Genomic DNA, 14,333 nt, shown 5'->3' with positions numbered 1-14,333 from the left:
GAATTATTGTTTTTGGATAAATTCTTTCTGGTAACTCAACGGGCTTTTGCCAGTGATGAGTTTGAAATATTTATGAAAACTTGTAAAGTTGTTGAACCCGCTTTCAAAGCACAGCTGTTTAATGCTCATTTTGTTTTCGATCAGTAATTTACAGGCATAGCCTACCCGTACCTCAATCAGGAACTGCGAAAAGGTTTTGCTTGTTTTTGATTTAAAATACCGGCAAAATGAGTTGGGACTGATGTTGGCTACGGAAGCGATCTCATCTAACTGAATGGGACGTTTAAAATTTTTTAGCGAAAAGTCGTAAATGGCATTGATACGGTCGTTCTCGTTTTCAGGCATTTCGTGTTTAAACCCAATGCTCGATAATGACTGTAAATTAGGGCATTCTGCAATAGCCGTTAAAGCCTGGGTAAGCAGTAAAATGCGGTGCGGTCCTTCAGTATTTAACAATACATCCAGGAATTCTGCCACAACCACGCGGGTTTTACCGGTGATTTGTAAACCACGCTTCGCTTTTTCAAGGATGTTTTTAATCTTAATGTTTTCCGGCAGTTGTAAGAATTGTTCTCCCCAAAAGTTTTCGTTAAAATGGCATACCCTTATATCGGCAGAAGTGGGTTCATCTTCACTAAAATAGGTGTCATTAAAACGCCAGTAATGCGGCAGGCCTGAGCCTACCAGAACTACATCACCGTTTTTAAAATGCCTGATGCTGTCGCCTACAAACTGGGTGCCTTCGCCCTTTCTAAAGTGGATCAATTCAACCTCCTGGTGGTAGTGCCAGCGGTTATTGATGTAGGGAACAAGATCCTGCCGAACGCTGAAGGAGTGGCGGATCTCCTTGGATACTTTTAATAACTGGGGCCTCATAATTAAGCTCTTTTTACTTCAAATGGCAAATAATACTGCAATCAGGGGTAAATTAGCTTAACTTTTAGCATTGGAGAAAAAATGCTACGCTAACGTTTCCGTAACATATGCAATTTTTTATCAGGGGTGATGCAACCTTTTTTGCAGAAATGCAGACCTCGCTTACTACTGAAGTTGAAACCTCAATAATACCTCATTGATATCTCATTGGTACCTTGTTGCTACCTCGTTGCTGCTTCCGCGGCTGAAGGCGCATCGGGGTAAAAAGTGCAGGCAAAGAGGGGAGCGCAGGAGTTGCAAAGGAGTGAAGGGGGGTATCGGGGAGGTATAGTGGTAGCATAGTGAACCTATATCGCTATAAGGTCACTATAAAGTCGCGGTAAGGGACCGGTTTGGCCTTAATGTTTACTAACAAACGCGGAGATGGCGTTTACCAGTTCTTCGCTGATGGGCAGCGTTGGTGTTATATAAGTGGCCAGGTTGTCTTTTCTATCGCCTTCCACTATCCTGAAGATATGATTCATATTTTTAATGAGCAACAATTGGGCATTTGTATTCGATTTGGCCAGCAGGTTAGCATCTTCTTCCTTCACCTGCAAGTCGTTGGTGCCCTGACAAATTAAAACCGGAATGGTGAGTTTTTTTATTTCAGTCTGTGGGTCGTAGTGAAACCAGGAGATCATATATGGCTGAACACTTGGCCGGAACAACGCAAACAGCATTTTGGGCACACTGGTAACCGTTTTGCCCAGCGCCAGGCTGTCGATAATAGGATAGCTGCTGTCTTTTACCATGGCTGGTTGTGCTGCCAGTTGTTCTTTCAGAATTTTATCGGCCGAACGGCCGGCCCCGGCAATGGAAACAAACCCATGCGCGGTGTTGTGGGCGGCGATCATGCCAATAAGCGAACCCTCACTGTGACCGGCTACAAATACTTTTGAAAAGCGTTGATCTTTCTTCAACCATTCTATCCAGCTGCGGGCATCATTGATGTAATCTTCAAACCGCAGATCGGCTTCGGCTTTCATGGCAGCTTTGCTTTCGCCAATACCTCGTTTGTCGAACCGCAATGAGGCAATGTTTTTGGCCGCCAGTCCGTACGCCAGTTTCATCAGGCTTTCATTCTTCATCATGGGGTTATCGCCATTGCGGTCGGTTGGGCCCGAACCGGCGATAATCAGCGCCACCGGTAATTTTGCCGGTGCGTTGGCCGGAATGGTTAAGGTGCCGGCGATGTCACCGCTGGCTGTATGTAACACAACATTTGTTTCAGTATAGGTGGTATCGTTTTCTGCTGCCGCCATAAACGGAAGGGTCAGCAAAAGAAAAACGAATGGCATGAGCCTCAATTTCTTCATAACACAATTTGTTCTGGTAAGGTAATCCGTTAGCGGAGTGGTTATTTCTTACTGTACTCCCGCAGCATTTGTTTTTCTTTCTGGCTCAAGCTGTTCATGCCCCGTTTGTTTATTTTGTCGAGGATCCGGTCAATTTCCTGTTGCTGGTTGAACTTGTTTTCGTTGTACTTGTGATCTACAGAGTAATGGTTCTGATGCTGATTATAAAACAGGTTGTCGATCAATAAAAGATGCGGCCTGGTTATAATCAGGTAAATGAATACCAGGGTTGGCACCGCAATTATTAAAATGGTGATATAATTTTCGAACAGGGCCACAGGTTGCAGGGCAATAGCCACCACCATCCCGATCAAAGCGCCACCCAGGTGCGCTTCGTGCCCCACATTATCTCTTTTTGAGCGTACCCCGTAAATAGTAAGACCAATATACAGGAGCCCGAACAGCCAGCCGGGCAAAAAGAAGATCCTTATACCGGGATCCAGGGCAATGGTGGCGAAAATTCCGCCATTTACGGCGCCGGAGGCGCCTACTGACGTGTAATCACCCTGGTTTTTATAAATTATCAGCGACAACAGGTTGCCGCCCACCATGCTTGCAAAATAAACCAGTAAAAAGCCATACCAGTCCAGCTGGGCAATCAGTAAACCTGCAAAAAAATACACGCCCAGCATATTGAAAATAAGGTGCATCCAGTTCACATGCAAAAAGCCTGAGGTTACCAGTCTTTTGTAGTCCCTGTAAAGGCGAACCTTTTCAACACCAAATTCGTATTTCTCAAAAAAGAAATGGTTTTTAAACCCCTGGTAGGAGATCACACCGGTTGCAATAATAACTATCCAACTAATTAATCCAGAAAGTCCCGTTGCCATATGAATAAGTTCATTATAATAAACATACTAACGATAAGCGAAGGTTACAAATAATTGTTAATTACGGGCTGTATGCTTTACAAAAGGGTAATAATGTATTTATTAACCGGTTATGGCCGTTGATGCCCGCTCAATCAATTGCGATGGCAGGATCATTTTTTTCTCATATGGCAACAGCATTTTCTTTTCAATAAGCTTGAATAAAATGCTGGCTGCCTCGCGGCCAATATCATAAGCGGGTTGAATAATGGTGGAAAGCGCGGGGTCGAATAATGCAGCCGCCTGCAGGTTCGAGAAACTGATCACCTTCACATCCTGCGGAATATGCAGGTTTATTTCTTTACATACTTCGTAGGTATTTACCGCAAATTTTTCAATGGCGGCAAAAATGCCATCGGGGTGTTGCTGGTTCTGAAGCAGGTTGCGTAAGATGTCGCGGTTGGTATAGTCTTTTGACGTGAGCTCAACCACCTGGGGCGGGGCAGCTACTTTGTATTTTTCCAGCGCGGTAAGGTAACCTACTTTGCGCCGGTTGCTGATGGACAGGTTGCCCGCCATGCCCAAAAAAGCAATGTTCTTACAACCTCTTTTCAACAAATGCTCCGTTGCCTTGAAAGCCATTTCGGCATCATTGGTCATAATGTTGGGCACGTCCAGTTCTTCACTGGTCCGGTCAAAAAGTACCACCGGAATGCCGGCCTGCCGCCAGGCATCGATATGATCGTAATTATTGGTGGTATTTGACACCGAGATCATGATGCCATCCACGCGGCCATTGCGCAGCAGTTGTAAAATGTCGCGTTCTTTATTATAATCTTCGTGCGATAGGTAAATAAGTACGTGGTAGCCCTTGCTGGGGGTTACCGATTCAATGCCATTGATGACCTGGGAGAAAAAATTGTTTTCAATTTCAGGGATGATGACGGCGATTGTTTTGCTTTTATTCTGACGTAAACTGCTGGCGTGTGGATTGGGTTGGAACCCCAGTTTCAAGGCTAATTCGCGCACCCGTTCCTTGGTTTGCGGACTAATTTCATGACTGTCGCGCAAAGCACGGCTAACCGTTGAAACGGCCAAATTCAATTCTTTCGCTAACTTCTTTAAGTTCACTTGATCCATATAGTAGCCTTCCCTTGCAAAGATTGAGAATTAAGGGCAATGTTTGCAACATTTTTCGAAAACGTTTGCAAAGAATTTGCTGGTGATATTTGAGTATGTAACCATAACAAATTGTAACCTTGTGAAAAATGTGCTCTAAACAATTACTTTATGTATCAATTTGAACAAACTATGCGCTGGTTCGGCCCCTCCGACCCGGTTAGTCTGGCTGATATCAGGCAGGCGGGTTGTACAGGAGTTGTGTCTGCGTTACACCATGTTCCCAATGGCATCGTCTGGACCAAAGAAGAGATCATGAAACGCAAACAAACCATTGAAGCAGCGGGGTTAACCTGGTCGGTGGTAGAAAGCGTTCCCGTTCATGAAGAAATCAAAACACAAAAAGGGAATTACAAACAACATATTGCCAACTATTGTGAAAGCATCCGCAACCTGGCAGCCTGCGGTATTTACGTGGTTACTTACAATTTTATGCCCGTGCTCGACTGGACGCGCACCGATCTGGCTTATACGGTGGAAGATGGCAGTAAAGCGCTCCGGTTTGAAAAAGCTGCCATGGTAGCGTTTGATGTATACATCCTTCAACGACCCGGCGCCGAAAAAGATTATTCAGCCGCTGAACTGGGCAAAGCAAAAGAGCGCCTGGCTAACATGACAGCCGATGAAAAGAACCTGTTACAGCGTAATGTAATTGCCGGTTTGCCCGGTAGCGAAGAAAGCTTTAGCCTGCAACAGTTTCAGGCCGCCCTGGACACCTACGAAGGCATTGACGCCAACAAATTACAGCAGCACCTGATTGAATTTTTGCAACAGGTAGCGCCCGTTGCCGACCAGGTAGGGGTTAAACTGGTGGTGCACCCCGATGATCCTCCTTATGCGATCTTCGGCCTGCCCCGCGTGGTAAGCACTGCTCAGCAGGTTCAGCACTTATTTGAGGCAGTGCCCAATGCCAGCAATGGTCTTTGCTTTTGCACCGGTTCATTTGGTGTACGGGCCGATAACGACCTCCCTGCCATGGTGTTACAGTTTGGCGACCGCATTAACTTCATTCACTTACGCAGTACCCAACGCGATGCGGATGGTAATTTTTATGAAGCCAACCACCTGGAAGGCGACGTAGACATGTACAGCGTGGTAAAGAACCTGGTTCACGTAATGCAAAAACGGCAGGTTAACCTGGCTATGCGTCCCGATCATGGCCACCAGATGCTCGACGACCTGAATAAAAAGACCAACCCGGGTTACTCAGCCATAGGACGTTTACGCGGACTGGCGGAATTACGTGGATTGGAGCTGGGAATTTCCCGATCGATGAAGTAGGCAAACGGCAGACGGCAAATGGCAGACAAGAAAGGCAGTGGGCAGTAGGCAGCGGAAAAAGGCAGAGGGCAGAGATGAAACAGCCGAATACAGCCCAAAGGTTAAAGCTAAAAGCCTAAAGCAAAATACAAAGCACAAGAACTCCGATTTGAGGTCTTGTGCTTTTTTGTTTTAACCTTCGCCTTTGGGCATTCTGCTTTCAGCCTTAAGCCTTCAGTGTTGCCTACTGTGTACTGCCCTTCCTGTCCTCCGCGTCGCGGCTTTCTGCCGTCTACCATCTTTCAACCAATGATTACACATTGATAACATCCGCCCCAACCTACACAATATGTACATCTTACTAATTGATTGACATGGATCTATTTCGCTTTAAAGCCCATTGGGTATTTTGGAAATAACCACATTATGGTATATAAAAATCAGCGGCCGATATTGCATAATATCAAAAAACTTTCTACTTTTGAGCGACTTCATTAACCTCTGATCGTCCAACATCCTCTGCAATTACCGGTCGTTACCCGATTTTCCTTTCGAATCACCCCCATTGGCCCGATTTCCTTCGAAAGCCTCTGAACCAATCCTTTCGAATAGCCTCTGGTTTACTATTTACTTGTGTACCGTTTCTGTTTTTTGGACCTCAATAGCCTATTACGATCTGATATCTCGTGAACAACGAAGAAGAGATGGTGATTTAGGTATTGACGTGCATGGATTTAAATGATAAAAATTTTTTGATTCTCAGTAGCGAATGTGACTGAGGAAAGCGGGAGCTTTGCGCTGAAATGTGCTATAAACCGGAAAAATGAATACAATTTTGCGTTGGTATGCTTTATACACCCGGCCCCGGTGGGAAAAGAAAGTGTCGGACCTGCTTGGCGGGAAACAAATTGAGAATTATTGTCCGATGCAGAAGATTGAAAGAAACTGGAGCGATAGAAAAAAGATTATATTGGAGCCTTTGTTTAAATCGTACGTACTGGTACGCCTGGCGCCCAAAGCACACATTCCGGTGCTGCAAACAGATGGGGTGATTGGCTTCGTAACTTTCCAGGGAAAACCCGCAGTCATTCGCGATGAAGAAATTGATATAGTGAAGCAATTCCTGAGAGATTACGAACACATACAGGTAGAAAGAATTGATGTGAACATAAACGATGCAGTAACCATTATTAACGGCCCCTTGGAACAACAAACCGGCCAGGTAATGGAAGTGAATAACAGAAGTGTGAAAGTGATGTTGCCTTCGTTGGGGTTTGCCCTGGTAGCAATAGATAAAAACAACCTGTCAAAAGGTTCACAATAATAACAAACATCAAACTGAAATATTGAATGGAAGCGACAAAGCAGTATCACTTAACGGTAATCGGTTTAGGATATGTAGGATTACCCCTGGCAGTAGAATTTGCAAAAAAATATCCTGTTGTAGGTTTTGATATCAATAAAGCAAGGATAGCCGAACTGCGGTCTGGTAACGATCACACGCTGGAGATCAGCAGCGATCATCTCTCCTCAGTACTTAAAAAACAAGTGGATGGTGCAAACGGTTTGTGGGTGAGCGATCAACTGGAAGACATTAAAACCGCCAACGTGTTTATCATCACGGTGCCTACACCGGTTGATAAATATAACCGCCCCGATCTTACCCCGCTGGTAAAAGCCAGTGAAACGGTAGGTAAAATATTGAAGAAAGGCGATATCGTAGTGTATGAGTCTACCGTATATCCCGGTGTAACCGAAGAAGAGTGCGTGCCTATTCTGGAAAAAGTTTCAGGACTTACTTTCAATAAAGATTTTTATGCCGGTTATTCTCCCGAGCGTATTAACCCCGGCGATAAAGAACATACGGTTACAAAAATTAAAAAAGTAACCTCCGGTTCAACCCCCGAAGCTGCGAAAATTGTAAATGATATCTACAGCAGCATTATTGTAGCGGGCACTCACCTGGCGCCTTCTATAAAAGTGGCCGAAGCAGCCAAGGTTATTGAGAATGCACAACGCGATATCAACATCGCCTTCATCAACGAGCTGGCCAAAATATTTAACCTGCTCGATATCGATACCCAGGAAGTGCTGGCGGCAGCCTCTACCAAATGGAACTTTTTACCCTTTCGCCCGGGTTTGGTTGGCGGTCACTGTATAGGTGTTGACCCATACTATCTGGCGCAAAAAGCGATGGAAGTAGGTTACCATCCTGAGATCATCCTGGCCGGACGCAGACTGAACGATGGCATGGGCGGGTATGTAGCCGGTGAAGTGGTAAAACTGATGGTGAAGAAAGGCATTCCGGTTGCAGGCAGCAAAGCCCTGGTGTTAGGCATCACCTTTAAAGAGAATTGTCCCGATGTTCGCAACACCAAGGTAATTGATATTATCAGCCATCTGAAAAGCTATAATGTAAGTGTTGATGTGTATGATCCCTGGGCAAATCCTGAAGAAGTATTGCATGAGTATGGGGTGAAAACGGTTCAGGAATTACCTGCCACCCAATCACAATACAATGCAGTAATACTGGCAGTAGCGCATAAAGAATTCGGTTATGAAACCATCAAGAAGTTATGCAGCGATAAATGCGTGTTGTTTGATGTGAAAGCCCATTTAGGAAAAGATTTAGTTGATGCACGTTTATAACTATTAAATTATGTACACTCAGAAATACCATACCACCGATATTAACAAGGCCACCTTCCTGGTAACAGGTGGCGCCGGTTTCATAGGTTCAAACATTGTGGAATATTTATTAGCGCATGGCGTTGGTAAAGTGCGGGTGCTCGACAACTTTAGTACGGGTTCAATGGAAAACATTGAACCTTTTTTAGCCCGTCCGGAATTTAGTTTGATAGAAGGCGATATCCGCGACCTGGATACCTGCCGCCGGGCAGTAGATGGTGTTGATTATGTATTGCACCAGGCAGCGTTGGGTTCAGTACCCCGCTCCATCAACGATCCCATTACCAGTAACGAAGTGAACGTAAGTGGTTTTTTGAATATGCTGGTAGCCGCAAGGGATGCAGGTGTTAAAAGAATGGTATATGCAGCCAGCTCGAGCACCTATGGCGATCACCCTGGTTTGCCAAAAGTAGAAGATAAAATAGGAAACCCGCTGTCGCCCTACGCCGTTACAAAATATGTAAATGAGCTGTATGCATCGGTATTCAGCCGCACCTACGATTTTCATACCATTGGGTTGCGTTACTTCAACGTATTTGGTCCCCGCCAAAACCCACGTGGCCCATACGCAGCCGTTATTCCTTTGTTTGTTCAAAGTGCGTTGAAGAACGAAGCGCCTTACATTAACGGCGACGGCGAAACAAGCCGTGACTTCACCTTTGTGGAAAATGCGGTACAGGCAAATATCAAAGCCGCCCTGGCGCCCGATATCAACAAACATGAAGTGGTGAACATAGCCGTAGGTGATAAAACCACCCTGAACGAATTGTGGAAACACATCACCGCGTTCATCGGCATTGACCTGGCGCCTAAATATCGTGAAGAGCGCAAAGGGGATGTTCGTCACAGTTTGGCCGATGTAAGTAAAGCCCATCAGCTGATAGGTTACCAGCCGGTTGTAACCATTCAAACAGGATTGCAAACAACGGTAGAGTGGTATAAGCAATCGTCGTACATGAAAGTTACCTCCTGAAACGTAGCCTTGCCGGCAACCCGCCATTAATAAAATAACGTACAATGAATAGAAACCACATACATCCTGCTACCCTTACCTGCTTTTTTGTAGCGTTTGTTCTTATGCTTACCACTTCTTGCAGTACCAGTAAGAAGTTGAATTACTTCAATGACCTGCCCGATTCCGAATCATACGAATTGAAAGCGATGCCTGTGCCAGAGCGTATTATTGAACGCGGCGACAGGCTCGACATCAATTTTATCGTAAGAGACCAGGAAAGCGCCTCATTCTTTAACAAACACAGTATGACCGGGGCCGCCACTGCCGCCGCCGCTGTGGTTGGTGTAGGTGGCGGGGGAGGTGGTGCAACTGCCGGCGCCGATTATGTGGTGAATGAAGAAGGTGAAATTGAAATTCCGGTTGTTGGCAGAATTAAGCTTTCAGGCTTAACCATCAGTCAGGCAAAACAAAAAATCTTTGGTGCCGTAAGCCCATACCTGAAAGAGCCTTTAATAGAGATGAGTTTTACCACTTTTAAAGTAACTGTGTTGGGAGAGGTAAAGGCCCCGGGTTCTTATGTAATACCATCGCAGCAGGCCACGCTGTTCACTGCCCTGGCCGCAGCCGGCGATCTGCCGCATAGCGCTAAACGCTACGACATTCATTTATATCGCGATTACAACGGTAAAAGAACCATAAAAAAGTTCGATCTGAGAAAGGCGAGTGTGCTGGAAGATCCGGACATTTTTATGATGCGGCCAAATGACGTGATCTATGTGCAGGCCCGTACAGCCACCATCTTCAAGGAAGAATCCGGTCTCGTGGCTTCCATGTTCACCGTAGTGATCTCGATCGTTACCCTTGGCTTTACCATTCACAATACAACCAAATAAAACTTTCAGCCATGGAGCAGAAGTATCATGACGAGCCAGAGGAAAGTAAAGGTGGTTTTGATGCAAAACGACTTTTCTCGAAACTGGCGAAAAGCTATTACTGGCTTATTTTATCTGCCGGCGTTTGTTTAGCTGCTGCCTTCGTGTATGTGCGGTATACAACGCCGTTATACCAGGTAAGTACCTTTATTGAAGTACAGTCGCCCAGCGAGGTAAAATCAAATATACTAGGTGGATCGGCTTTTGGCGCAGGCCAGGCTGCTGCCGCCCAGGCTGCCCCCGATTTAAATAGTGAAATATTTAAACTGGAGGCTGCCGCCCTGATAGAGAAGGTGGTAGATTCGCTGCACCTCGAAATTGAGGTAATGCAAAAAGGCCGCGTGCTCGATAAACCCCTTCACCTGGATTCACTGCCATTTGCCATTAAATTAAAACGGTGGGATATTGACGAAAAAACACCCGTATATAAATTACTGGTAAGTGAGGATAGTTATAAACTGCAGTTGGAAAAAGAAGTGGTAAAAGGCTATTACAATGTGCCCCTGGTATTTAAACACGATACCATCACCATTGAGCCCAAACCATTTCTCAATATGAGTAAAGGCGTTTACCTCCTTCATTTCCCTGGCAGGGAAGGTGCTGTAAATAAATATGCCTCCCGGGTTTCAGCTACTGCAGTGCCCAAGGGTGGTATGGCCATGTTGCAGATAACCGTAAAAGATGAAATTCCTGAAAGAGCTAAGCAGATAGTAGAAGTATTGCTGCATAATTATGATGAAGCCAACTTCGAATTCAAAAGCAAGGCCCTGCGTACGGAAATTGATTTCCTCGAAAACCGGTTGAACACCGTTTCATCGGAACTGGCGCAACAGGCCAATAAAGTAAAGGACATCAAGGTTACCAGTAAGGTGAATGATGTAGGCACATCGGCCAACCAGTTACTGGGTAACCTGGTAACCCTCGATAGCAGAAAAGGCGAGAACGAGTTACGGGAAAATCTGCTGACCCAGGTAGAGAACAGCATTCTGGCAAGCGGCCAGGAACAGATCGTCCCCAACGTTACCGCGTTGGCCGATCCCAGTTTAGCCGCTTTTGTGGACGTGTATAACAAACTGGTGGTAAGAAAAAAGGAAATCCTCGACAGGGGTACACCGCAGGATATTCGTTTACCCGATATCAATGCCGGGCTGGCCACTGCGAAAAACAGCATCTTATCAAATTTGAGTGCCATACGTCAGCAAATAAGAACAAGCAATGCCTTTATTGCTTCACAGGAACAAAATACTACCGGCCGCTTTCAGGGCATGACGGAAAAAGAAAAAGACCTGAACCAGACGAACCGGGTATTAGGTGTAAAAGACCAGTTGTATACCTTCCTGCAACAGAAGATCGAAGACAAGAAAATGGAATATGCTTCTGCAGGGATTGCCGGTACACGCATTGTTGACTGGAACGTGAGCAGAAGCGTGAACCCCAAGCCATATATGGTGTACGCCATGGGCTTTATACTGGGGCTGATGCTGCCGGTGCTGATCATAGTAGTTCAGTTTATGCTGAATAACAAGATCGAAAGCCGCGAAGATGTACTGAGCGTTACTTCGCTGCCAATTGCTGGTGAGATCATCCTCGACGACAGCAAGGCCGACCTGGTAATTGCAGAAGAAACAGTGTCGCCTATTGCCGAACAATTCAGGACCCTGCGTACGAATATCTCTTACATGGGTTATGGTCCCGAACAAAAAGTATTGATGGTTACATCAAGTGTGAGCGGGGAAGGGAAAAGCTTTGTAAGCCTGAACCTGGCAAGCTCACTGGCCATCAGCAGTAAAAAAGTGATATTGTTGGAGTTTGACCTTCGCAACCCGAGTTTGTCAGAACGTTTAGGGTTTAAAAAATCAATCGGTATTACCAATTATTTGCGCGGTGAAGTTCAGATAGATGATGTGTTGCAAGCTGTGCCTGAACTGGAGAACCTGACCTTCCTCAGCGCCGGAACGCCTTTGCCGCTGAACCCGGGCGAGATCATTCTGAACTCACGCATGAAATCGTTATTCGATTACCTGAAGGCGCATTATGATTACATTGTAATGGATACGCCGCCGGTTGAAGCGGTTTCTGATGCATTATCATTAGGGAAGCTGGCCGATTTGACCTTCTTCGTATTACGGCATAAGTATACGTTGCGCCCATCGTTGAAACTGATCAACGATTTGCACCAGGACCAGAAACTGCCGCATATTTCTTTAATCATAAACGGCATTAAACCTGGTTACGGGTTCCAGCATGTATATGGATATGGATACGAATACGGACAAATGGGAAAGTCGAAAAAGAAGAAAAAAGGATCTGACAGAAAATTGAAAATAGCATAAGGCACAACGCACAACGCTCAACGCAAAATACCCGGTATTCAGCGTTAAGCGTTCAGCGTTCGGCATAAAATTTTAAAGATGAAATTCTCGCTCAAAAACAATTTCTATACTTACTTTAAATACTACTACAGCATCATTGGACCCAAGCTGCTGTTGTTCCTGGGGCTGAGTGTTTTAATCAGCTTCCTGGATGGTATGGGCCTGGCCATGTTCATCCCCCTGTTAAAAGCAGTGGGTGATGGAAAAACAGCTCAAACGGCCGCTGACCATTCAGAGTCGATGGGGCAGTTGCAGCACATCATCAATCTCATTCACAAAATGGGTTTTGAGTTAACGGTAACTACCGTGCTGATGGCGCTGGTTATCCTGTTTGTATTCAAGGGTATTATGAAGTACTTCCAGATGAAGTTTTACGCCCGCTTACGCGAAATGTTCATCAAGAAAGTTCGCTACAGCCTGGTGAATAACCTGGAAGGCCTATCATACAGCGCCTTTTTGAAAATAGATTCAGGAAAGATCCAGAACACGCTTACCACCGAAGTACAACGGTTGTTTATGTCGTTCAGCTTTTATTTTACCGCGGCCCAGGCATCGGTGATGTTGCTGACGTATATGTTCCTGGCATTCCTGGCCAACTATCAGTTTGCCGTACTGGTTTGCTTTGGCGCCGTGCTCTCGAACCTGATCTACAATAACATTTACAAAACCACCAAGCGTGCTTCCAACGAATTGTCGAAGAAAGGAAGTGATTTCAACAGCTTCCTCATCCAGACCACGCATTATTTCAAATACCTGAAATCGACAAACACCTTTAACCAGTACTCCAAGAAGTTAAAGAACGTTATTAACCAGGCCGAAGGATTGAACAAGAAAATCGGCCACATGACGGCCATTGCTACCAGTATTAAAGAGCCCATCATTGTTATCATTGTGATGATGGTAATATTTGCGCAGTTGAACTGGATGGGCGCCAGCCTGGGCAGCATTATCCTGAGTTTGTTGCTGTTCTATCGCGCGCTCAGCTTCCTGGTAATGACGCAGAACTACTGGCAGGGTTTTATCGAGAACAGTGGTGGGATCAATTCAGTTACTTCTTTAACCAAAGAAATGGCTGCCTTGCAGGAAAAACATGGTCCGGTTTCATTCCAGAATATTCAGGATAAAATTGAGTTGAAAAACGTAACGCTTTCGTATGACAGCCTGAAAGTACTGGACGGCATTAATATGGAAATCGACAAAAAATCAACCATTGCCCTGGTAGGTGAAAGTGGTGCAGGTAAAACAACCCTGGCCAATATGATTGCCGGCTTGATACGGCCAGATGGTGGTGAACTGTACATCGATAGCATTCCGATGGAACAGTATAACCTGAACACCTATCGCGATAAGGTAGGTTATATTTCACAGGAGCCCGTTGTATTTAACGATACCATCTTTAATAACATCACGTTCTGGGCCGAACCTACGCCGGAAAATGAAAAACGCTTTAAAGAAGTATTACGGATGGCTTCACTGGGCAGTTTTGTAGAAGGGTTGCCTGAAAAAGAACTGACCCGTTTGGGTGATAACGGGATCCTGATCTCTGGTGGCCAGCGCCAGCGTATCTCCATTGCCCGCGAGTTATACAAAAATACCGAGGTACTGATCTTTGACGAAGCCACTTCGGCGCTTGACTCCGAAACAGAAAAGATCATCCAGGAAAATATTGAACAGTTACGTGGTACTTACACCATTGTATTGATCGCACATCGTTTATCTACCATAAAAGAAGCAGACACCATTTACTTACTCGAAAAGGGGAAAGTTGCCGCATCCGGTTCATTTGAAGAAATGGTGAACAAGTCATCCCGCTTTCAAAAAATGGTTTCGCTACAGGGGATTTAGTTATTGCTTAGTTGATCGCT

Annotated in this window: 11 protein-coding genes; 7 read left to right on the top strand and 4 right to left on the bottom strand. The window is 45.3% G+C overall.

Annotation, left to right across the window (positions count from 1 at the left end; all coding sequences use genetic code 11):
• Window positions 1-3 precede the first annotated feature (3 nt).
• The 4 genes from NIAKO_RS26370 to NIAKO_RS26355 all read right to left on the bottom strand — a co-directional run bounded on the left by NIAKO_RS26370 (window position 4) and on the right by NIAKO_RS26355 (window position 4,222).
• Complete coding sequence (locus NIAKO_RS26370; RefSeq protein WP_014221513.1) at window positions 4-876, bottom strand: AraC family transcriptional regulator; 873 nt, start codon at window positions 874-876, stop codon at window positions 4-6.
• Window positions 877-1,274: 398 nt separating this feature from the next.
• Window positions 1,275-2,234, bottom strand: coding sequence for an alpha/beta hydrolase (locus tag NIAKO_RS26365; protein WP_014221512.1), 960 nt, complete (start codon window positions 2,232-2,234; stop codon window positions 1,275-1,277).
• A gap of 41 nt (window positions 2,235-2,275) precedes the next feature.
• Window positions 2,276-3,103, bottom strand: coding sequence for a rhomboid family protein (locus NIAKO_RS26360; protein WP_014221511.1), 828 nt, complete (start codon window positions 3,101-3,103; stop codon window positions 2,276-2,278).
• Between the two features lie 102 nt (window positions 3,104-3,205).
• Window positions 3,206-4,222, bottom strand: a complete 1,017-nt coding sequence (locus NIAKO_RS26355; RefSeq protein ID WP_014221510.1) for a LacI family DNA-binding transcriptional regulator — start codon at window positions 4,220-4,222, stop codon at window positions 3,206-3,208.
• 150 nt (window positions 4,223-4,372) lie between these two features.
• On the opposite strand from NIAKO_RS26355, the gene uxuA reads away from it, so the two are divergent.
• The 7 genes from uxuA (at window position 4,373) to NIAKO_RS26320 (ending at window position 14,313) form a co-directional block, all read left to right on the top strand.
• Entirely contained in the window at window positions 4,373-5,542 is a 1,170-nt protein-coding gene (uxuA, locus tag NIAKO_RS26350) for a mannonate dehydratase (RefSeq protein ID WP_014221509.1), read from the top strand.
• A gap of 802 nt (window positions 5,543-6,344) precedes the next feature.
• Window positions 6,345-6,845 (top strand): transcription termination/antitermination protein NusG, encoded by a 501-nt coding sequence (gene nusG / locus NIAKO_RS26345; RefSeq protein ID WP_014221508.1) that lies wholly within the window; start codon window positions 6,345-6,347, stop codon window positions 6,843-6,845.
• Window positions 6,846-6,871: 26 nt separating this feature from the next.
• Window positions 6,872-8,170, top strand: coding sequence for a nucleotide sugar dehydrogenase (locus tag NIAKO_RS26340; protein WP_014221507.1), 1,299 nt, complete (start codon window positions 6,872-6,874; stop codon window positions 8,168-8,170).
• Window positions 8,171-8,180: 10 nt separating this feature from the next.
• A complete protein-coding gene (locus NIAKO_RS26335; protein ID WP_014221506.1) occupies window positions 8,181-9,182 on the top strand; it encodes an SDR family oxidoreductase in 1,002 nt (333 codons plus the stop codon).
• A 44-nt stretch (window positions 9,183-9,226) separates the two neighbouring features.
• The gene (locus NIAKO_RS26330; protein WP_014221505.1) at window positions 9,227-10,057 is read left to right on the top strand and encodes a polysaccharide biosynthesis/export family protein; all 831 of its coding nucleotides are present in this window, start codon (window positions 9,227-9,229) and stop codon (window positions 10,055-10,057) included.
• An 11-nt stretch (window positions 10,058-10,068) separates the two neighbouring features.
• Window positions 10,069-12,429 carry a GumC family protein gene (locus NIAKO_RS26325; RefSeq protein WP_014221504.1) on the top strand — a complete coding sequence of 787 codons (2,361 nt, stop codon included), beginning with the start codon at window positions 10,069-10,071 and terminating at the stop codon, window positions 12,427-12,429.
• A gap of 78 nt (window positions 12,430-12,507) precedes the next feature.
• Window positions 12,508-14,313: an ABC transporter ATP-binding protein gene (locus NIAKO_RS26320; protein ID WP_014221503.1), complete on the top strand. Its 1,806-nt coding sequence runs from the start codon at window positions 12,508-12,510 to the stop codon at window positions 14,311-14,313.
• The last annotated feature ends 20 nt before the right edge of the window (window positions 14,314-14,333 follow it).

Source organism: Niastella koreensis GR20-10 (assembly GCF_000246855.1).
GTDB lineage: Bacteria > Bacteroidota > Bacteroidia > Chitinophagales > Chitinophagaceae > Niastella > Niastella koreensis.
Note: the sequence above shows the minus strand (reverse complement) of the source record. Positions and strands in the feature narration are given on the sequence as shown.

Excerpts from the sequence above, each read along its gene's own strand:
- NIAKO_RS26370 (WP_014221513.1), bottom strand. The coding sequence starts at position 876 with ATGAGGCCCCAGTTATTAAAAGTATCCAAGGAGATCCGCCACTCCTTC.
- nusG (WP_014221508.1), top strand. The coding sequence starts at position 6,345 with ATGAATACAATTTTGCGTTGGTATGCTTTATACACCCGGCCCCGGTGG.
- NIAKO_RS26330 (WP_014221505.1), top strand. The coding sequence starts at position 9,227 with ATGAATAGAAACCACATACATCCTGCTACCCTTACCTGCTTTTTTGTA.
- NIAKO_RS26320 (WP_014221503.1), top strand. The coding sequence starts at position 12,508 with ATGAAATTCTCGCTCAAAAACAATTTCTATACTTACTTTAAATACTAC.
- NIAKO_RS26335 (WP_014221506.1), top strand. The coding sequence starts at position 8,181 with ATGTACACTCAGAAATACCATACCACCGATATTAACAAGGCCACCTTC.
- NIAKO_RS26355 (WP_014221510.1), bottom strand. The coding sequence starts at position 4,222 with ATGGATCAAGTGAACTTAAAGAAGTTAGCGAAAGAATTGAATTTGGCC.
- NIAKO_RS26360 (WP_014221511.1), bottom strand. The coding sequence starts at position 3,103 with ATGGCAACGGGACTTTCTGGATTAATTAGTTGGATAGTTATTATTGCA.
- NIAKO_RS26325 (WP_014221504.1), top strand. The coding sequence starts at position 10,069 with ATGGAGCAGAAGTATCATGACGAGCCAGAGGAAAGTAAAGGTGGTTTT.
- uxuA (WP_014221509.1), top strand. The coding sequence starts at position 4,373 with ATGTATCAATTTGAACAAACTATGCGCTGGTTCGGCCCCTCCGACCCG.
- NIAKO_RS26340 (WP_014221507.1), top strand. The coding sequence starts at position 6,872 with ATGGAAGCGACAAAGCAGTATCACTTAACGGTAATCGGTTTAGGATAT.
- NIAKO_RS26365 (WP_014221512.1), bottom strand. The coding sequence starts at position 2,234 with ATGAAGAAATTGAGGCTCATGCCATTCGTTTTTCTTTTGCTGACCCTT.